Source organism: Pseudomonas sp. Cab53, from assembly GCF_018325965.1.
Classification (GTDB): domain Bacteria; phylum Pseudomonadota; class Gammaproteobacteria; order Pseudomonadales; family Pseudomonadaceae; genus Aquipseudomonas; species Aquipseudomonas chlororaphis_E.
The window spans coordinates 141,584-160,420 of sequence record NZ_AP021902.1 but is presented as its reverse complement, the minus strand read 5'-3'; the positions used below and the strand labels follow the sequence as shown (position 1 = coordinate 160,420).

At 63.1% G+C, this 18,837-nt stretch carries 16 protein-coding genes; 5 read left to right on the top strand and 11 right to left on the bottom strand.

The genetic code is table 11. The features are described 5' to 3' along the window. The first annotated feature begins 48 nt into the window (after positions 1 to 48). Positions 49 to 2,553 carry a TonB-dependent siderophore receptor gene (locus KI241_RS00750; protein WP_042732816.1) on the top strand — a complete coding sequence of 835 codons (2,505 nt, stop codon included), beginning with the start codon at positions 49 to 51 and terminating at the stop codon, positions 2,551 to 2,553. 192 nt (positions 2,554 to 2,745) lie between these two features. Here KI241_RS00750 and KI241_RS00745 read toward each other — a convergent pair whose 3' ends face one another. Continuing rightward, entirely contained in the window at positions 2,746 to 3,819 is a 1,074-nt protein-coding gene (locus KI241_RS00745) for a fatty acid desaturase (RefSeq protein ID WP_042732002.1), read from the bottom strand. A 101-nt stretch (positions 3,820 to 3,920) separates the two neighbouring features. On the opposite strand from KI241_RS00745, the gene KI241_RS00740 reads away from it, so the two are divergent. Beyond that, positions 3,921 to 4,925, top strand: a complete 1,005-nt coding sequence (locus tag KI241_RS00740; protein ID WP_212803238.1) for an AraC family transcriptional regulator — start codon at positions 3,921 to 3,923, stop codon at positions 4,923 to 4,925. A gap of 133 nt (positions 4,926 to 5,058) precedes the next feature. Here the strand turns inward: KI241_RS00740 and KI241_RS00735 are convergent, their stop codons facing one another. Further along, on the bottom strand, positions 5,059 to 5,745 hold the full coding sequence (locus KI241_RS00735; RefSeq protein WP_042732004.1) for a Crp/Fnr family transcriptional regulator: 687 nt from the start codon (positions 5,743 to 5,745) through the stop codon (positions 5,059 to 5,061). Between the two features lie 87 nt (positions 5,746 to 5,832). On the opposite strand from KI241_RS00735, the gene KI241_RS00730 reads away from it, so the two are divergent. Further along, complete coding sequence (locus tag KI241_RS00730; protein ID WP_042732005.1) at positions 5,833 to 6,357, top strand: Mpo1-like protein; 525 nt, start codon at positions 5,833 to 5,835, stop codon at positions 6,355 to 6,357. 10 nt (positions 6,358 to 6,367) lie between these two features. Here KI241_RS00730 and KI241_RS00725 read toward each other — a convergent pair whose 3' ends face one another. The 7 genes from KI241_RS00725 to dibA form a co-directional block, all read right to left on the bottom strand. Continuing rightward, a complete protein-coding gene (locus tag KI241_RS00725; protein ID WP_042732006.1) occupies positions 6,368 to 6,886 on the bottom strand; it encodes a hypothetical protein in 519 nt (172 codons plus the stop codon). A gap of 271 nt (positions 6,887 to 7,157) precedes the next feature. Beyond that, positions 7,158 to 8,147 carry a sulfate ABC transporter ATP-binding protein gene (locus KI241_RS00720; RefSeq protein ID WP_042732007.1) on the bottom strand — a complete coding sequence of 330 codons (990 nt, stop codon included), beginning with the start codon at positions 8,145 to 8,147 and terminating at the stop codon, positions 7,158 to 7,160. A gap of 3 nt (positions 8,148 to 8,150) precedes the next feature. Continuing rightward, positions 8,151 to 9,020, bottom strand: coding sequence for a sulfate ABC transporter permease subunit CysW (gene cysW, locus KI241_RS00715; RefSeq protein ID WP_123579732.1), 870 nt, complete (start codon positions 9,018 to 9,020; stop codon positions 8,151 to 8,153). A gap of 12 nt (positions 9,021 to 9,032) precedes the next feature. Next, on the bottom strand, positions 9,033 to 9,851 hold the full coding sequence (gene cysT, locus KI241_RS00710; RefSeq protein WP_013692011.1) for a sulfate ABC transporter permease subunit CysT: 819 nt from the start codon (positions 9,849 to 9,851) through the stop codon (positions 9,033 to 9,035). A gap of 146 nt (positions 9,852 to 9,997) precedes the next feature. Next, positions 9,998 to 11,011, bottom strand: coding sequence for a sulfate ABC transporter substrate-binding protein (locus tag KI241_RS00705; RefSeq protein WP_042732573.1), 1,014 nt, complete (start codon positions 11,009 to 11,011; stop codon positions 9,998 to 10,000). Between the two features lie 108 nt (positions 11,012 to 11,119). Then, complete coding sequence (gene oscA / locus KI241_RS00700) at positions 11,120 to 11,302, bottom strand: sulfur starvation response protein OscA (RefSeq protein ID WP_042732574.1); 183 nt, start codon at positions 11,300 to 11,302, stop codon at positions 11,120 to 11,122. A 239-nt stretch (positions 11,303 to 11,541) separates the two neighbouring features. Next, complete coding sequence (gene dibA / locus KI241_RS00695; RefSeq protein ID WP_212803237.1) at positions 11,542 to 13,449, bottom strand: phosphodiesterase DibA; 1,908 nt, start codon at positions 13,447 to 13,449, stop codon at positions 11,542 to 11,544. A gap of 146 nt (positions 13,450 to 13,595) precedes the next feature. Between dibA and desA the strand changes: the two genes are divergently transcribed. Beyond that, positions 13,596 to 14,780, top strand: a complete 1,185-nt coding sequence (desA, locus tag KI241_RS00690; RefSeq protein ID WP_123579729.1) for a delta-9 fatty acid desaturase DesA — start codon at positions 13,596 to 13,598, stop codon at positions 14,778 to 14,780. 319 nt (positions 14,781 to 15,099) lie between these two features. Next, positions 15,100 to 16,089, top strand: a complete 990-nt coding sequence (locus KI241_RS00685) for a sensor domain-containing diguanylate cyclase (RefSeq protein ID WP_042731653.1) — start codon at positions 15,100 to 15,102, stop codon at positions 16,087 to 16,089. A gap of 23 nt (positions 16,090 to 16,112) precedes the next feature. Here the strand turns inward: KI241_RS00685 and KI241_RS00680 are convergent, their stop codons facing one another. Together KI241_RS00680 and gabT are read right to left on the bottom strand one after the other, a co-directional pair. Beyond that, positions 16,113 to 17,327: an HDOD domain-containing protein gene (locus KI241_RS00680; RefSeq protein ID WP_042731652.1), complete on the bottom strand. Its 1,215-nt coding sequence runs from the start codon at positions 17,325 to 17,327 to the stop codon at positions 16,113 to 16,115. 129 nt (positions 17,328 to 17,456) lie between these two features. Then, positions 17,457 to 18,734: a 4-aminobutyrate--2-oxoglutarate transaminase gene (gene gabT / locus KI241_RS00675; protein WP_042731651.1), complete on the bottom strand. Its 1,278-nt coding sequence runs from the start codon at positions 18,732 to 18,734 to the stop codon at positions 17,457 to 17,459. Positions 18,735 to 18,837 lie beyond the last annotated feature (103 nt).

Below are 18,837 nucleotides of genomic sequence, written 5' to 3'. Positions count from 1 at the left end.
ACAGTAAGCAACGCTTATCTGCCTTCAGCGACTCCAATGGAACCCACAATGACTGAGCGCTTACTTCACCGCAATTCCTTAGGCCTGCGCGCGCAACCGGGCCTGTTGTGCCAGGCGGTCCACGCCGCGCTGTTCTGCACCGTGCTGGGCGTCGGCGCCCTGCCGCTGCTGGCGGTCGCCGCCGACCATGGCGTGACGGCCAGCCATCAGCGCTACAACATCGCGGCTGGCCCGCTGAGCGAGGTCTTGAATCAATTCGCCCGCCAGGCCGGCATCACCCTGGCCAGCACGCCGACCCACACCAGCGGCGTCCAATCGCCCGGACTCAAGGGCGACTATTCGCCCGACCAGGCCCTGAGCCACCTGCTCAGCGGAACGGGCCTGGTTGCGGTCAGCCAGGACGGCAGCAGCTACGTGCTGCAAGCCGCGCCCGCCGACAACGCCCTGGAACTGCCCACCACGGACATCAAGGGTTTCGCGCTGGGCAACGCCTTGGGCAGCATGGAAGGCTACAACGCCACCCACAGCCAGGTTGCCACCAAGACCAGCGCCGCCCTGCGGGAAACCTCGCAAAGCGTGTCCGTGGTTACCCGCGAACAAATGGACGACCAAGGCGCGCAAACCGTGTCCCAGGCCATGCGTTATAGCCCCGGCGTACTGACCAACCCCTACGGAGCGACTCATCGCTACGACTACGTGGCCATGCGCGGTTTCAACGACGGCTCGGTAGACAACATCTACCTCGACGGCCTCAAATCCATGGGCGACAGCGGGACCTACAGTTCCATACAGATCGACCCGTATTTCCTGGAGCGGGTCGATATCCTCAAGGGACCGTCCTCGGTGCTCTATGGCCGCAGCTCCCCCGGTGGCCTGGTGGCCCTCACCAGCAAGAAACCCTTGTACGAAGCCTATCGCCAGGTCCAGGCCACGGTCGGCACCCAGGGCCAGCGCGGCATGGGCTTTGACTTCACCGGACCGGTGGATGACGACAAACGCATCACTTATCGCCTGGTCGGCCTGGCGGACACCTCCGACACCCAGTTCGACCACAACAAGGAAAAGCGCTTCGCCCTCGCCCCCACGGTGAACATCGACTTCAGCGAAGACACCTCGCTGACACTCCAGGCCTACCTGCAGCATGACCCGGAGGGCGGCTACCACGGCGGCATGCCGGCCGACGGCACATTGCACTCGCGCAACGGCCGGCGGATTTCCGAACACTTTTTCGAGGGCGAGCCGGGCATCGATGGGTATGAACGGGACCAGCAGTCGTTCGGCTACCAGTTCGAACATCGCTTCAACGACGTCTTCACGGCGCGGCAGAACTTCCGATACCTGGATTCGGAGGTCAAGAACGACCAGGTCTACGCCTACGGCTGGACCACCCCCACCAGCAACGAGCTGAACCGCTACTACAGCGGCGCCGAGGAAAAACTCCACGCCTTCATCGTCGATAACATGCTGCAAGCCGAGTTCTTTACCGGCGCGACGAAACACACCGTGCTGATGGGTGCCGACTACCAACGCCGCAAGACCGTGGTCGACTGGACCAGCGGCAGCCTGGCCCCAATCAACGCCTTCGATCCGACCTACGGCAACGCCGCCATTACCTATTTCAGTCCCACCAGCTACCTGCGGCGCCTGGAGCAGACCGGCGTCTACCTGCAAGACCTGATCGAAATGGACCAGTGGCGCTTTTCCCTGGGCCTGCGCCAGGACTGGGTCGAAACCTCCGATGAAAACCGCATCGCCGAATCCGGTCGCCCGCAAGGCACCGAGATCAACGACAAGCGCACCAAGCTCACCGGTCGCGCCGGTGCGCTGTACCTGTTCGACAACGGGCTGGCCCCGTACATCAGCTATTCGGAGTCGTTCAACCCCAACTCCTACGCCGACAGCGCCGGCAACCCACTGCCACCCACTGACGGCAAGCAATGGGAGCTGGGCTTGAAATACCAGCCGCCGGGCACCGATGACTTGTACACGGCCTCGCTGTTTCGCATCGACCAGGAGAACCTGGCGACCAAGCTGCCCCAGGAAAACTTCTACCGCGCCGTCGGGGCCGTGCGCTCCCAGGGCCTGGAGCTGGAAGCGCACCTGCAACTGACCGAGCAGCTCAAGGTGCTGGGCAGCTACACCTTTACCGATATCGAATACTCGAAGTCGATGATCAGCACCCTCAGCAGCGCCACCGACATCATCGAAAACAAAGGCAACTCACCGACCCAGGCGCCGCGGCACATGGCCTCGCTCTGGGCCGACTACCGGTTCGACAGCGGCGCGCTCGACGGCCTGCGCCTGGGCGGTGGCGTGCGCTATGTCGGCTACAGCTGGGCCGACGCGGAGAACACCACGAAGGTGCCGTCCTATACGCTGTTCGATGCCTCGGTGGGGTATGACCTGGGCAAGGTCGGGCTCAAAGGGGTCGATGTGCGCCTGAATGCGAACAACCTGACGAACGAAAACTACGTCGCCTCGTGCGCCAGCCTGAGCTATTGCTACCTGGGTGAGGAGCGCAATGTGGCGGCGACGGTGAGTTATCGGTTCTAACTCATTCTTCAGGCCCTACATGCACCTGTGGCGAGGGGATTTATCCCCGCTGGGTCGCGCAGCGGCCCCAAAGAGGTTGAACGCAATCAAGCCTGACATTACGAGACGGCAGGTCAAAGGGGCTGCTGCGCAGCCCAGCGGGGATAAATCCCCTCGCCACAGGTTCTGTGTTTGTCCCTGAAGTGGTGCGTCTCAAACCTGGGCCGCACTCACCTTCTCCCGCGCCACACCCTCTTCCCGCACAAACCGGTTCGCCCGGCCAAAAGTACCGAAATCATTGAACCGTACGCCCATCTCGCGCATCACCTTGTGGGCCACCGGCACCGTGAGCTGGCGAATGTAGAACGGCTCTTTCACCACGAAATGATGGATCCCGTGGCTGCTGCCAAAATTGAAGCAGAACGCCTGCAAAGGCCAAAGCCACCAGGGATTGAGCACCTGGGTCTGTTGGATGACGTTGCCTGGCTCGACGTCGCCGTAGTAATGCATGTTCGAACTGATGAAGTGCAGGCAGAAGGTGCGCAGCACATTGGGGCCGATGATCACCACTGCCGCGATGTCGATCACCCGCATCACCGCCAGCGTGTCCGCCGACCAGTCGATCGAGGCGCCGAGCAGGCCCGCAACGGCATTGGCCCCGTGAAAGCCGAGGAACACGTACCAGGCGCCCCAATGCAGCAGCGCCAACGGAAAATAGACCTTCAGCGTGCGCTTGAGGATGCCGCGCTTGTGAGCCCAGCTCTTGGCCCGCAACAGCCGGATGAAGGCCGACATCACGTTGTCGCCGACCATCAGCAACCGCGCCAAGCCCCAGGGCTCGCCGTTGGTGATCGCGCGCTCCTCGAGGTCGGCCTCGCTGCCGGACACCTTGTGATGGTTCAGGTGCAGGTGGCGACGGATCCACGGGTTGATGGTGCTCGGACGCGCCAGCCACACCAGGCCCATCATCAGGTTGTGAGGCAGGCGTTGCTTGCGAAAGTACATGCTGTGGATCAGGTCATGCTCCAGCTCGTGGGTCAGCGAAGCGAAGAACGCATTGAGCAGCAGGCACGCCCATCCGGGCAGCGCCCCGTTGAGATAGAGCAGCGCCGAACCGATCATTCCCGCCAGGGCGAACGCCAGGATGCCCGCGCCGATCGCATCCTGGTGCCGCAGGATCGGGTAACGCTGGCGCAAGTGCTCGCCATGGGCCAACACCACCTGGCGAATATGGGCGGATCGTTCTTGTGCATTCAATCGCTCGGGACTTGCGCAACGGCCGTGCATGGCTTACATCCTCTAGTTATCGATGTGCTCATCCTGCCGGGCGTTGTCCCATGGGGTGGTAGCCGTATACGCCAACCTGTTGACCGCAAGCGCCAATCGTCATGCCTGAACCGACCTCACTCGCCAGCTGGACCCGCGCCCTGCGCAAACAGCTCGATGCCTTGGGCCTGGACAGCCATGCCTTGTGCCTGGAGGCCGGCCTCGACCCGCAGTTGATGGACGACCCGAACGCCCGTTACCCGCTCTCGGCAACAACACGCTTGTGGACGTTGGCGGTGCAGGCCAGTGGCGACCCGGCGATCGGCCTGCGCGTGTCGCGCTTTGTCAGCCCCACCACGTTTCACGCCCTGGGTTATGCCCTGGTCGCCAGCGGCAGCCTGCGGGAAGTGTTCGAGCGGATCGTGCGCTATCACCCGGTGGTCAGCGACGCCCTGACCCTGCAATTGAGCCGCGGCGAAGACCGCTACCGCTTCAGCCTCGATGTGCCAGCGTGCAATCCGGCGCCGGCCTACGAAGCCATCGACGCGTTCGTCGCGATCTATGTGCGCACCTGCCGCAACCGACTGGGCCGCGACTACGCACCGCTGGCGGTGTACCTGCGGCGCCCGGAACCGGCAGACCCTGGCCCCTGGCACAAGGTCTTGCGTTGCCCCGTGCACTTCGCCGCCGCCCAGGATTGCCTGGAGTTCGACCTCAATGATTTCGACAGCCACCTGGACGACGCCAATCCGGAGCTGGCCGAACACAACGAAGCGGTGCTGGAACGCACCCTTGCCCAGCTCAAGCCACTGACGTGGGAGCGCAAGGTGCGTGCGGCCATCGAGGCCCAGTTGCCCGAAGGCGAACCCAGCGCCGAACGCATCGCCCAAGCCATGCACCTGAGCCTGCGCAGCCTGCAACGGCACCTGGCCGACGAAGGCTGCCGCTTCGACGCGCTGCTCAACGAATGCCGCGAAAACCTGGCGCTGCTGCACCTGCGCGACCCGCATTGCTCGCTGAGCGAAGTCAGCTACCTGCTCGGCTTTGCCGACACCAGCAGCTTCAGCCGCGCATTCAAACGCTGGACCGGGATGACGCCCGGGCAGTTTCGGGAGGGGTTGCGCTAGCGTTTGCGGCGATTGATCTGGCCCCTTCGCGGGCAAGCCCGCTCCCACATGAGATTTTTGCCAGGCACAGATCCCCCTGTGGAAGCGGGCTTGCTCGCGAAGGGGCCAGGCCCGTCAGCAGACAGGGCGGCGTTCAAGGCGCCGTCAGCGCCCGCAACCGTTCGATGTCGAGGATTTCGATCTCGCCATAACCGAGGTGAAGAATGCCCTGGACCTGCAGGTCCTTGAGGATCTGGTTGGTGGTCTGGCGCGACAGCGAGAGCATCAGCGCCAGTTGTTCCTGGGGCAGTTGCAGGACCCGGCGGGCCGGTTCGATTTCGCCGTAGCCTTCGGCGATCAGCAGCAGGCGATGGGCCACGCGGGCCGGGGCGGGCATCAGGCTCAGGTGTTCGAGGTTGATGAAAGTCAGGCGCAACTTGTGGCTCATCAGCAGTGCCAGGTGCCGCCAATACATCGGTTGTGCCTGCAGGAACGCCAGCAATGGTGCCTGAGGCAAATGCAGCAGCGTACAGTGCCCGACACCGACCGCGTCGTGGGTGCGTGGCTGACCGTCGAACAGGCAGATCTCGCCGAACCAATGGGGCGCCTCTATAACGCTCAGCAGCGCTTCCTTGCCCTGCTCGCTCACCGAGCCGACCCGCACCGCGCCTTCCAGCACGGCGTACAACCCGCAGGGCGGGTCGCCGCGCCGGAACAACGCATGCCCCGCCGGCACGCGACGCACCCGCGACATGTCCAGCAGGCTATGCTGCAACTCGACGGGCAGATGGCTGTACCAGTGGCCGGCCATCAGGTGCGAGTGCCAGGGATGCGAATTCATGGAGACTCCGGGACAAGTGTCGGCTAGCTGACAGAACGCCGCGTCGAACCTGGGCATCATGCAGGCATCACCTCAAGAGGAACAACAATGAAAAGCCTCGTCGATCATCTCAGTCAATACGCCGCCTACCACCGCGACCCGCGCAACATCGCCAGCCATTTCATTGGCATTCCGCTGATCTTCGTCGCCGTGGCCGTGCTGCTGTCGCGGCCAGGCTGGCCAGTGGGTGCGGTCCTGGTCTCGCCGGCGCTGCTGGTGGCCATCGCCAGTGCCTGGTTCTACCTGCGCCTGGAACTGCGCCTGGGGGTGCTGATGACCGTGCTGCTGGGCCTGGCGGTATGGTTCGGCCAATTCCTGGCCGCCCAGAGCACCTCGGTGTGGTTGGCCAGTGGCCTGGGAATGTTCGTGGTGGGCTGGGTGATCCAGTTCGTCGGCCATTACTACGAGGGCCGCAAACCGGCGTTCGTCGATGACCTCACCGGGTTGATCGTCGGACCGTTGTTCGTGGTCGCGGAGGCAGGGTTCCTGCTGGGGTTGAGGCATGACCTGAAACACGCCATCGAGAAACGTGCCGGGCCGGTGGCCGTGCGTCAGCAACGTTCGGCCGCCTGAGGCCCAACCCTTAGCGCTGGCCGAGGCCAGGCTCGGGGTCGCGGGGTACAAGGCCTGCGCGCGAGGGTCGATGGGCCGACGGCAGGTCCCAGCGGCCGAGCGTGACCTCGCGGTAATCCCTGGGACGGGCCTGGGCAATTTTCCAGGCCCAGCTCTGGATGTACGCCTGGTCGGACACCACCGTCGAATCGGTCGGCTGGTGGAGCCCGGCCGCATAAGGCTGGTACCAGACGCCCAGCAGCCACAACTTCATGATCGAACGCGCGGCCTGTGCGGGCCGGGTGACGGCCGGGCGCGATCCGTTCATCAACACGGCCTGGGCAATCTGACCCGCCGGCCGGCGTTCGGCCGCCATCCGGGCGTACTGCGTCAACAGGGTGTCGAGCACTTCAGGCGTGACGCGTGGGGTGATGAACTCGAGGAAGATACGCGGCAGGCCCATCGGGTCGATCGCCGGCGCCAATCGCTCGCAAGGAATACCGGTCAGGGCCGATGACAGGCCGATGAAGTTATCCAGGTCACTGTTCATGCTTTCTCTCCTTGGCATCAAGACACCAGGAGATAACACCGGCCCGTCATTGGACCTTTACAACGCCTCCTGGCCCATCAGAGTCTAGGTAGGGAGACGCCTGGGGGTAGAACCGATCGGCGCAAGACTGCGCGCGGTTATTCAGATTTGAATGGGGTGAAGGTGAGGTCGTCTTCGCGAGCAAGCTCGCGCCCATAGAGGAAACTGTGGTGACGGCGCAATGAGCGGCCACCTCAGGTCCATCGTGGGAGCGAGCTTGCTCGCCAAGCGCTTAAAGGCTGGCGACTTTCTGCCAGACCTTCGGCTTGAAGAACAACGTCTCGCCCTTCGCCAGGCCCACCAGGCTGTCGTGGTCCTTGACCACTTCGGCTTCGATCAGCTCGCTCTGGCCTTCCACCTTCAAGGTCACCCGCGTGGTGGCGCCCAGTGGCCGGATATCGCGCACCTCGGCGGCGTGATGGTCTTCCAGTTCCGAACGCGACAGCGAAACCTCATGGGGGCGGAACAGCACGTGCTGGTCCTCACCCAAGTGCAGGCGATTCGAATCACCGAGGAAGTGATAGACGAAATCGCTGGCCGGGTTCTCGTAGACGTCGCCTGGCGAACCGATCTGCTCGATCACGCCCTTGTTCATCACCACGATCCGATCGGCGACTTCCATGGCTTCTTCCTGGTCGTGGGTCACGAACACCGACGTCAGGTTGATGTCCTCGTGCAGCCGCGCCAGCCAGCGGCGCAGCTCCTTGCGAACCTTGGCGTCGAGCGCGCCGAAGGGCTCGTCGAGCAACAGCACCTTGGGTTCCACGGCCAGGGCGCGGGCCAGGGCGATACGCTGGCGCTGGCCGCCCGACAGTTGCTCGGGGTAGCGGTCGGCGAGCCAATCCAGTTGCACCATGTTCAGCAACTCATGGACCTTGGTCGCGATCTGGCTTTCGGTCGGGCGCTGGCCCTTGGCTTTCATGCGCAGGCCGAAGGCGACGTTGTCGAACACCGTCATGTGGCGGAACAAGGCGTAGTGCTGGAACACGAAACCGACATTGCGATCACGCACGTCGTGGCCGGAAACATCCTCGCCGTGGAACACGATATTGCCCTGGTCCGGGGTCTCGAGGCCGGCGATGATCCGCAGCAGCGTGGTCTTGCCACAACCCGACGGGCCCAACAGCGCCACCAGCTCACCGCTCTGGATGTCCAGGCTGATGTCGTCCAGTGCCCTGAACGCGTTGAAATTCTTGCTGACGTTACGAACTTCGATCGACATGACTTATTCCTCCGCGGCGCTGGCGCGCAGGCGGTTGATTCGGTTTTCGCTCCACTGCTTGAGCAGCAGGATGAAGAGCGCCAGGATCAGCAACAGGCTCGCCACGGCGAACGCGGCCACGTGGTTGTATTCGTTGTAGAGGATCTCGACGTGCAACGGCAGGGTGTTGGTCACCCCGCGAATGTGCCCGGACACCACCGACACCGCGCCGAACTCGCCCATGGCCCGGGCGGTACACAGCACCACGCCATAGATCAGCCCCCACTTTATGTTCGGCACGGTGACATGCCAGAACATCTGCCAGCCATTGGCGCCCAGCAGGCGCGCGGCTTCCTCTTCCTGGGTGCCCTGTTCCTGCATCAACGGGATCAGTTCCCGGGCCACGAACGGCACGGTGACGAAGATGGTCGCCAGGACAATGCCCGGCAGCGCGAACACGATCTGGATGTCGTGATCCGACAGCCACGGTCCGAACAGGCCCTGGGCGCCGAACATCAACACATAGACCAGGCCGGCGATCACCGGCGACACCGAGAACGGCAGGTCGATCAGCGTCACCAGCATGCTTTTGCCACGGAACGAATACTTGCTCACGCACCACGCGGCGCTGACGCCGAACACCAGGTTCAGCGGCACCGAGATCAGCACGGCGATCACCGTGAGCTTGAGCGCCGACAGCGCGTCGGGCTCGAAGATCGCGCTGAAAAAGGCCCCCAGGCCGAGCTTCAGGCCCTGGGACACCACGATGAACAGGGGCAGCAGCAGGAACAGTGCAAAAATCAGCCAGCCAAGGCCAATCAGGATTCGCCGCGAGCTCGCGCTGCCGCGACGGGCCGCATTGGTGGAAGCGGCGGCAATGGACGATTGGGACATGTTCGCGCCTCCTTATGGGGTTTCAATGCGCCGCTGCAGCAAATTGATCAGCAGCAACAGGACGAAGGACACCACCAGCATCAGCACGCCGATGGACGTGGCGCCGGTGTAGTCGTACTGGTCGAGCTTGACCATGATCAACAGCGGCAGGATCTCGGTTTTCATGGGCATGTTGCCGGCGATGAAAATCACCGAGCCGTACTCGCCGACGCCACGGGCAAACGCCAGCGCGAAGCCGGTCAACCAAGCCGGCAGCAACGCCGGGACGAGGATGTGGCGAAACACCTGCCACGGCTTGGCCCCCAGGCACGCGGCGGCTTCTTCGACTTCACGGGGAATATCGGCGAGCACCGGCTGCACCGTGCGCACCACGAACGGCAACGTCACGAAGGTCAGCGCCAGGGTGATGCCCAAAGGGGTGTAGGCGATCTTGAAACCCAGGTCGGTGGCGAACTGGCCGACCAGGCCGGTCGGCGCGTACAACGCCGTCAAGGCGATACCGGCCACGGCGGTGGGCAGGGCGAAGGGCAGGTCGATCATCGCGTCGATGATCTTGCGACCGGGGAAGGTGTACCGCACCAGCACCCAGGCCAGCAACGTCCCGATCACCCCGTTGATGATCGCGGCGTACAGCGCGGTGCCAAAGCTGAGCTTCAGGGCCGCCAGCACTCGCGGCGCCGAAATGATCGCCCAGAACTGTTCCCAGGTGAGCTGGGCGGCATGCACGAACATGGCCGCCAGGGGTATAAGCACAATCAGACTGAGGTACACCAGGGTGTAGCCCAGCGTCAGCCCGAAGCCGGGTATGACGGGTGAGATGCGACGCGACATAGAAGTCCTTGGTTGAAAACGCGCAAAAGCCCCGACGATGGATCGGGGCCGTTAGGCCAATACCAGTCATTAAAAGCCCACCACAAAACCTGTGGCGAAGGGATTTATCCGCGACTGACATCAGCCCCGTTCAGGCCCGCTCCAGCTTACTGCGCCTGATAGATCTGGTCGAACACGCCGCCATCGTTGAAGAATTTCGGCTGGGCGCTTTTCCAGCCGCCGAAGTCCTTGTCGATGGTCACCAGCTCCAGTTTCGGGAACTGCTGGGCGTACTTGGCGGCCACGTCCTTGTCACGCGGACGGTAGAAGTTCTTCGCGGCAATTTCCTGTCCAGCCGGGCTGTACAGGTGCTTGAGGTAGGCTTCGGCGATCTCGGCGTTGCCCTTCTTCTCGGCATTCTTGTCCACCACCGCCACCGGCGGTTCGGCCAGGATCGACAGCGACGGCACGACGATGTCGAACTTGTCGGCGCCACCGTCTTCCTTCAGCGCCAGGAACGCCTCGTTTTCCCAGGCCAGCAACACGTCGCCCTGACCGTTGTTGACGAACGTAATGGTCGAGCCACGGGCACCGGTGTCGAGGATCGGCACGTGCTTGAACAGCGTTTGCACATACGCCTTGGCCTTGGCTTCGTCACCGCCGTTGGCTTTCAGGCCATAGGCCCAGGCGGCCAGGAAGTTCCAGCGAGCACCGCCGGACGTCTTCGGGTTCGGCGTGATGACCGACACGTCGTCCTTGATCAAATCGCCCCAATCCTTGATGCCCTTGGGGTTGCCCTTGCGCACCAGGAACACGATGGTCGAGGTGTAGGGGGTGCTGGCGTCCGGCAGGCGCTTCTGCCAATCCACCGGCAAGGTTTTACCCAGTTTGGCGATTTCATCGATGTCACCGGCCAACGCCAGGGTCACCACGTCGGCACGCAGGCCGTCGATCACCGCCCGGCCCTGCTTGCCCGAGCCGCCATGGGACTGCTGGATCTTCACACTGTCGCCTGGGTGCGACTGCTTCCAGAAATTCGTGAATTCGGCGTTGTAGTCCTGATACAGCTCGCGGGTCGGGTCGTAGGACACGTTGAGCAGTTCGTAATCCTTGGCAACCGCGGAACCTGCAAAAACAGCACTGGCCAGGGCGGCCAAGGCATAACGGCGAATCGACGACATGGTGAAAGCTCCTGGAATTCTGGTTTCTTATGGCTTCAAGAATCAAACGGCCCTGAAAAATCCCCGCCCTGTGGGAGCAAGGCTTGCTCCCACAGCCCCAACGGTTCTTCAGCCCGGTTTATGGCTCGGCTGCTGCAAGCGGAATTTTTCCTTTCGCTCGATCTGGACCACCTGGGCGTTGTGCACGGTGATTTCCACCGCGCCGAAACGCAGATCGCGCAAGGCGCTCTGGATCTCACGCAAGATGGTTGCTTCGTCCTGGCCGTCAACGCTACGTAGGGATGCGCTCATGCTGCTGCTCCTTGAATGAATGCCTGGCAGTGGGCGGCACTGCTTGCGGCGTGGGAGCAATACTAGATAAAGCCAGATATTCTTAAAAAGACTATTTAAGAATTTTTATATAACCAAAATAACATTCGATCGGTGCCGGTCTCCGTCGAGGCGAGCCTGCTCGCGAAAACCGCCGCGCAGCCGGCTTTTCATCAGGGTAGCCCCATCGCGAGCAGGCTCATTTCCACGACGGTTTACCATCAGGTGATTGCAGGGGCATGCGCCCAGTCCAGTTGCGGCGCCGGCACCGGCCGTCCAAACCAGTAGCCCTGCCCCAGCTCGCAGGCCTGTTCGAGCAGGAAAGCCGCCTGCTCGCGCTGCTCGATGCCCTCGGCGTGCACCTGCATGCCCATGCTGCGGGCCAGGGCCACAATTACGCGGACGATCGCCACGTCGTCCTCGTCCCATGGCAGCCCGGCGACAAAACCCTGGTCGATCTTGAGCTTCTGCACCGGCAGGCGCTTGAGGCGCAGCAGCGACGAATAGCCGGTGCCGAAATCATCGATGGCCAGCCGCACACCCAATTCCCGCAGGCGATACATCTGCTCCAGCGCCACTTCCGGGTCTTCCATCACCGCGCTTTCGGTTACCTCCAGCTCCAGGCACGCCGGGTCCAGCCCCGTGTCATGCAACACCCGGGCGACTTCGTCGTACAGCTCGCGATGAGCGAACAGCCGGCTCGAAACGTTGACCGCGACAAACTCCAGCGCCACGCCGGCCTGTTGCCAGCGGCACATCTGCCGACAGGCCTGGTCCATGACCCAGGCATCGATCCGGGCGATCAACCCGGTACGCTCGGCGATGGGAATGAACTCGGCAGGCGAGACCAGCCCACGGGAGGGGTGCTGCCAACGCACCAGTGCCTCGACCCCGACCAGACGGCTTCTCGCCAGGTCGTGTACCGGCTGGTAATAGACGCGCAACTCTTGCTGCTCAAGGGCGCGGCGCAGTTCGAAAGCGATTTCGACCCGCTGCTGGGCGTGGGCCGTGAGCTCTTCGGTGTACAGGGCGTAGCCATCACGCCCGGCGCTCTTGGCCTTGAACAGCGCCGAATCGGCGTTGCGCAGCAATTGCCCGGCGCTGCGGGCGTCGCCGGGAAACAGGCTGATGCCCACGCTCGCATTGATGAACAAGGCGTGGTCGTCGAACCGCAGCGGCTCTTTCAAGGCGTCGAGGATCCGGCGCGCCAATACCGCCGCCTGGCCGGGTTGCGAGCAGTTTTCCACCAGGACCGCGAACTCGTCACCGCCCAACCGAGCCAGGGTCACGCCCGGCGCGAACAGCCCGCGAAACCGTTCGGCCACGCGCTTGAGCAACTCATCGCCGACGTTGTGGCCCAGGCTGTCGTTGATGTTCTTGAAATGATCCAGGTCCACCAGCAACAGGGCGCAGCCGCGCTTGTGAAGTTGCGCCGAGGCCAGGGCCTGTTCCGTGCGATCGGAAAACAGCAGGCGGTTGGGCAAGCCGGTCAGCGGGTCGTGATGGGCCAGGTGCGCCAGTTCGTGTTCGGAATCCTTGATCGCACTGATGTCCGAAAACACCGCGACGTAATGGCTGACCTTGGCGTCATCGTCGCGAATCACGCGGATCGTCTGCCATTGCGGGTAGATCTCGCCGCTTTTGCGCCGATTCCAGATCTCGCCACTCCATTCGCCCACCTCTGCCAGGGCGGTGAACATGGCGCGGTAGAAATCCGCACCATGGCGGCCGGACTTGAACAGATTGGGACGCTGGCCCAGGACCTCGTCCTCCTCGTAACCGGTGATCGCCATGAAGGCGCGGTTCACGTGCACGATCAGGCCGTTACGGTCCGTCACCAGCACCCCTTCGCGAGTGCAGTCGAAGACCGCCGCGGCCTGGCGCAGGCGCTCGCGGTCGGCGCTTTGCCCGGTCTTTGCAAAACAGCGCGCAATGCGCACCCGCGCCAGGAAGATCAGCCCGGCGCTGACCAGTACCCAGGCGTAACCGTTGATCAGGAGCCAGTGCTGCTTGTCGACGAATTTATCGAAGAAACTGCTCAATAAATAACCAACGAGCTGCAACCAGATGACTGAAAACAGGAGATAAAGCAGCGCCGTACGCAAGGCACCGCGTTGATGGGCAGTCATTCGGTCGTCCATGTCCCTACAGAGAGGCGGGAATTATAGAGGAAGAAACATCCTGCCACTCTTATCTGAAAGGCCGACTGGTTTTATCCGTGGGGCCGGTGATAATGCAACGGCTGCTTCTATCTTTATCGAGGGCCCTACAGCCTATGTGGTACGAAGGTTTTCTTGGCTTGTCAGCCTGGTCGCTGGTGGCAGTCACCCTGCTGATGACCCATGTCACGATCATTGCCGTCACGGTCTACCTGCACCGTTATTCGGCGCATCGCTCCCTGGAGCTGAACGCCGGCCTCAAGCATTTCTTCCGTTTCTGGCTGTGGCTGACCACGGCCCAGAACACCCGCGAGTGGACCGCCATCCACCGCAAGCACCACGCCAAGTGCGAAACCGTCGATGACCCCCACAGTCCGGTCATCAAGGGCTTGTCCACCGTGCTGCGCAAGGGCGCCGAGCTGTACCGCGCCGAAGCCGAGAACCCGGAAACCCTGCGCATCTACGGCAAGAACTGCCCGGACGACTGGATCGAGCGCAATCTCTACAGCCGCTTCCCGCTGCTGGGTGTGGCGATCATGGGCGTCATCGACCTGCTGCTGTTCGGCACTATCGGCATCACCATCTGGGCCATCCAGATGATGTGGATTCCGGTCTGGGCCGCCGGCGTGGTCAATGGCCTGGGCCACGCCGTGGGCTACCGCAACTTCGAATGCCGCGACGCGGCGACCAACCTGGTGCCCTGGGGCATCCTGATCGGCGGCGAAGAGCTGCACAACAACCACCACACCTACCCCAACTCGGCCAAGCTGTCGGTTCGCAAATGGGAGTTCGACCTGGGCTGGGCCTGGATCCAGGTCTTCAGTTTCCTGCGCCTGGCCAAGGTCCAGCGTGTCGCGCCGATCGCCCACCGGGTCGAGGGCAAGGGGCACCTGGACATGGACACGGCCATGGCGATCCTCAATAACCGCTTCCAGATCATGGCGCAGTACCGTCGCCTGGTCATCGCGCCGCTGGTCAAGCAGGAGCTGGAAAAGGTCGATCATTCCGTGCGCCACCAGTTCCACCGGGCCAAGCGCCTGCTGTCGCGGGAAACCAGCCTGCTGGACGACCGCCATCACCTGCGCATCCAGAACATGCTCGAACACAGCCAGGCGTTGAAGGTGATCTACGAGAAACGCTTGGCCCTGCAACAGATCTGGATCAAGACCAGCAGCAACGGGCACGACATGCTCGCCGCCATCAAGGATTGGGTCCACGAAGCCGAGGCCAGCGGCATCCAGTCCCTGCGCGACTTTGCCGACCAACTCAAGACCTATTCGCTGCGGCCTGCCACGGCCTGACATTCAAACCGTAAGCGCTTGCTGAAGTGGCAAGGAGCTTGTTGTGGCGAGGGGATTTATCCCCGCTGGGTTGCGAAGCGACCCCACGAAATCAACTCGGTGAGCCAGATGCACCGCAGTCGAGATTCGGGGCTGCTCCGCAGCCCAGCGGGGATAAATCCCCTCGCCACAGATTTGGCCCCGACACCCCGCCCTTCGTCGCCTGAAAAGGAACTTCGACCACAATCCCCTATCTCAAAGAGCACTTCGCCATCCAGGCGGGCTTTGGAGAAAGCGCGTGCGAACCTTCAGCAGTGCACGCTCTTTGAGATTTGTGCCGATGGTCGACAAGAACCTACAGGATTCATCCCTACCTCACTGGCCCGAGGCGGCCCAGACGCTCATGGCGCTGATGCACGCCCAGGGTGAAGTGGCGCGCTTGAGCGAACGTGAGCAGTTGTTCAGTTCGCTGTTGGTCAGCGTCAATGCCGTGCTTTGGGCGTTCAATTGGGAAACCCGGCAAGTGCTGTACGTCAGCCCCGCCTACGAACGGATCTTCGGCCGCCCAGCCGGCCTGGTCCTGGCCGATTTCAACGAATGGCGCGACGCGATCTATCCCGACGACCTGGAATACGCCGAGCGAAGCCTGGCCGAAGTGCTGGTCAAGGGCGCCGTCGAGGACCGCGAATACCGGATCATCGCCGGCGATGGCCAAATTCGCTGGTTGAGCGACAAATGCTTCATCAGTCGCCAGGCCGAACCGGGGCAACCGGTGATCGTGGTCGGCATCGCCGAAGACATCACTGAAAAGAAGTTGCTGGAAAGTGAGCTGCAGCGCCTGGCGACCACCGATGTGCTGACCCAGAGCAGCAATCGCCGGCACTTCTTCGAATGTGCCCACCGCGAGTTCGAGCAGGCCCGGCTCCAGGGAATCCCCATGGCGTTCCTGCTACTGGATATCGATGACTTCAAGGTGATCAACGATACCTACGGCCACCAGGAAGGCGACACGGTGCTGCAGCGAATCGCCGAGAGCGGTCGTTCCGTGCTGCGCCGTGGCGATCTGTTCGGCCGGATCGGCGGAGAAGAGTTCGCCGCTGTGTTTCCCGGCTGCGCCCCGGACATGGCGTTGCAGGTGGCCGAGCGGTTGCAACGGGAAATCCAGCGCCTGACGTTCCGCAGCGGCGAGCAGAGCTTCGGCATCACCGTCAGCCAGGGCCTGACCAGCATCACGGCCGAAGACCAGAGCCTCGACAGCCTGTTCGCCCGCGCCGACGCCGCCATGTACGAAGCCAAGCACCAGGGCAAGAACCGCATCATCGCCGCCTGACCCTGTGGGAGCGAGCCGGCGGGCTACTTTTTGCGCAAGCGCGTCAGCTCCGGCAAACCGACCTTCAGCAAACGCGCCGTGCGCCCCCGTGCCAGTTCCTCAAGCCCTTCGTGCGCGGGCAGGCGGGCCATTTGCGCGGCCATGTTCATCACCAGCGCCTCGCGCGAATACACCCCGCCTCCCAATCCGTAGACCGCTGCGATCAACTCGCGCAATTCCAGCGGCAGGCGCCAACGGGTCCGCAGCGCCGAGCCAAAGCCGGCACCGAACCGTTCCAGGCAATCCCCCACTTCCTCCGGCTCGTCCAACTCGCCGCCAGCCTGCTTCCATTCCTCCAGGCAACGCAGCACCGCCAGGTCACCCAAGCGATGCAAGAGCCCGGCGCAATAGCAGCGCTCCTGCTCCAAATCCAGCAATCGCGCGATCGTCCGGGCGTATTCGGCCGTGTACAGCGACAATTGCCAGTAGCGCTCGGCGTAATGCGCCAGGCCGGGAACGCTGAGCCGGGCGCAACGCTTGAGGGTCAAGCCGAGGATCAGGTTCATGCTCGGGCCGCTGCCCAGCTGGTGCAGCGCCTGGGCCACGGTCTGCACCGGGCCGCCACTCTGATGCTGGGCCGCGCTGTTGGCCGCCGCGATCAGCGCGGCGGTGATCTGCGGATCCGTGCGGATCTCTTCTTCCAGCAGTTTCAGGTCCAACCCCTTGGGGTTGAGGCTGCGCTTGACCGCCACTTGCACGTCGGTCATCAATGGCGCGCCTTGGGACTGGTCCCGGCGACGCTCGAGAAAGGCAGCCAGGGTCAGGCCCGGTTCCAGGGTGGGCGCGGCGTCCGCCGCTTCAGGGCCGCCCAGCAGCAATCCCTGCAAACGCTGGATCAGGTTTTCCCGGTTCAGGGGTTTGCTCAGGTAGGCCGTCGGTGCCAGCGGCAAGACCTCACGCACACTGGCGCTGTCATTGCGCCGACTCATCAGGATGAACGGCAGCACGGGCGTACGGGGTTGCTGACGAAGGCCGCGCAAGAGGCTCAGGCCATCGACGCCCGGCAACTCCCAGTCGGCTACCACCAAGTCGTAAGGATTGCGCCCCAGCAGCTCCAACGCCTCACGGCCATCGCTACAGCTGTCCACCTGGGCGTCACAGCGCACGTGTGACAACACCTCCTCCAACAACTCCCGGGAGGCTGGATCAGCCTCGGCAATCAACACTCGCGGTACAGCGGGTAACACCACAGCAGTCATTGCGCATCTCCCTTGCCATACTTTCACCTTAGCCAATGACGGCCGTTCCAGACAGCTCAAAAGCGGCCACACCGTTTAGCGGGCATGAAAAAACCCGCCGAAGCGGGTTTTTTGTGAATCAAGCCACAATCAGAGTTCGCGCAAGCACTCTTCGATGATTGCCAGGCCTTTGTCCAGTTGCTCATCCGGCGAGGTCAGCGGCACCAGCACCCGCAGGACGTTGCCGTAGGTGCCGCAGGACAACAGGATCAAGCCCTTGTCCCGGGCCTTGGCCACGACCTGGGCCACAGCGGCGGCGTTCGGCTTGTGGGAATCGCCGTCCTCGAACAGCTCCACAGCGATCATCGCCCCCAGTGCACGCACTTCACCGATGACCGGGTATTTCTTCTGCATTGCCTTGAGGCTAGTCACCAGGCGCTCGCCCACGGCCTTGCAGCGGTCCAGCAGGTGTTCTTCTTCGAACACTTGCATCACCGCCAGCGCCGCCGCACAGGCGATCGGGCTACCGGCATAGGTACCGCCCAGGCCGCCCGGGGCGATGGCGTCCATGTACTCGGCCTTGCCGCAAACGCCGGCCAGTGGGAAGCCGCCGGCAATGGACTTGGCGAACGTGGTCAGGTCAGCCGCAACGCCCATCTGCTCCATGGCGAAGAAGGTGCCGGTACGGCCGGCGCCGGTCTGCACTTCGTCAGCGATCAGCAGGATGCCGTGCTGGTCGCACAGGGCGCGCAGGCGCTTCATGAATTCCTTCGGCGCGACATAGAAACCACCCTCGCCCTGCACCGGCTCGATGATGATCGCAGCGATGTCACGCGGCTCGGCGTCGTTCTTGAAGATGCGCTCGATGCTGGCGATGGAGTCGTCGATGCTCACGCCGTGCAGTTCGTTCGGGTACAACGCGCGGAAAATGCCGCCAGGCATCAGGCCCATGCCGGCCGAATACGGTACAACCTTGCCGGTCAGGCCCAGGGTCATCATGGTGCGGCCGTGGTAAGCGCCGGTGAAGGCAATCACGCCGGCACGACCGGTGGCGGCGCGGGCGATCTTCACGGCGTTCTCCACCGCTTCGGAACCGGTGGTCACCAACAGGGTTTTCTTGGCGAAATCGCCGGGCACCTTGGCGTTGATTTTTTCGCACAGTTCCACGTACGGCTCGTAGGCCAGGACCTGGAAGCAGGTGTGGGTCAGCTTGTTCAGCTGGTCGGTCACGGCGGCGATGATTTTCGGGTGCACGTGACCGGTGTTGAGCACGGCGATACCGCCGGCGAAGTCGATGAATTCACGGCCTTCAACGTCGGTTACCGTGGCGTTCTTCGCCGATTCAGCGAAGATCGGGTGGATCTGGCCGACGCCACGTGGAACGGCAGCGGTACGACGGGCCATCAGGTCAGCGTTAGTCTTGCTCATTACAGTCCTCATTCGCCGCTCATCGGTCGGCGTAGTCCAAGGAATACATGGCGGGGAGGCAACTGCGACAGCATGCGATGATCGACTGCCGCAGCGTTCCGGC

What these genes read in the sequence shown, in the direction of transcription:
- KI241_RS00750 (WP_042732816.1), top strand. Translation starts at nt 49, where the DNA reads ATGACTGAGCGCTTACTTCACCGCAATTCCTTAGGCCTGCGCGCGCAA.
- KI241_RS00745 (WP_042732002.1), bottom strand. Translation starts at nt 3,819, where the DNA reads ATGCACGGCCGTTGCGCAAGTCCCGAGCGATTGAATGCACAAGAACGA.
- KI241_RS00740 (WP_212803238.1), top strand. Translation starts at nt 3,921, where the DNA reads ATGCCTGAACCGACCTCACTCGCCAGCTGGACCCGCGCCCTGCGCAAA.
- KI241_RS00735 (WP_042732004.1), bottom strand. Translation starts at nt 5,745, where the DNA reads ATGAATTCGCATCCCTGGCACTCGCACCTGATGGCCGGCCACTGGTAC.
- KI241_RS00730 (WP_042732005.1), top strand. Translation starts at nt 5,833, where the DNA reads ATGAAAAGCCTCGTCGATCATCTCAGTCAATACGCCGCCTACCACCGC.
- KI241_RS00725 (WP_042732006.1), bottom strand. Translation starts at nt 6,886, where the DNA reads ATGAACAGTGACCTGGATAACTTCATCGGCCTGTCATCGGCCCTGACC.
- KI241_RS00720 (WP_042732007.1), bottom strand. Translation starts at nt 8,147, where the DNA reads ATGTCGATCGAAGTTCGTAACGTCAGCAAGAATTTCAACGCGTTCAGG.
- cysW (WP_123579732.1), bottom strand. Translation starts at nt 9,020, where the DNA reads ATGTCCCAATCGTCCATTGCCGCCGCTTCCACCAATGCGGCCCGTCGC.
- cysT (WP_013692011.1), bottom strand. Translation starts at nt 9,851, where the DNA reads ATGTCGCGTCGCATCTCACCCGTCATACCCGGCTTCGGGCTGACGCTG.
- KI241_RS00705 (WP_042732573.1), bottom strand. Translation starts at nt 11,011, where the DNA reads ATGTCGTCGATTCGCCGTTATGCCTTGGCCGCCCTGGCCAGTGCTGTT.
- oscA (WP_042732574.1), bottom strand. Translation starts at nt 11,302, where the DNA reads ATGAGCGCATCCCTACGTAGCGTTGACGGCCAGGACGAAGCAACCATC.
- dibA (WP_212803237.1), bottom strand. Translation starts at nt 13,449, where the DNA reads ATGACTGCCCATCAACGCGGTGCCTTGCGTACGGCGCTGCTTTATCTC.
- desA (WP_123579729.1), top strand. Translation starts at nt 13,596, where the DNA reads ATGTGGTACGAAGGTTTTCTTGGCTTGTCAGCCTGGTCGCTGGTGGCA.
- KI241_RS00685 (WP_042731653.1), top strand. Translation starts at nt 15,100, where the DNA reads ATGGTCGACAAGAACCTACAGGATTCATCCCTACCTCACTGGCCCGAG.
- KI241_RS00680 (WP_042731652.1), bottom strand. Translation starts at nt 17,327, where the DNA reads ATGACTGCTGTGGTGTTACCCGCTGTACCGCGAGTGTTGATTGCCGAG.
- gabT (WP_042731651.1), bottom strand. Translation starts at nt 18,734, where the DNA reads ATGAGCAAGACTAACGCTGACCTGATGGCCCGTCGTACCGCTGCCGTT.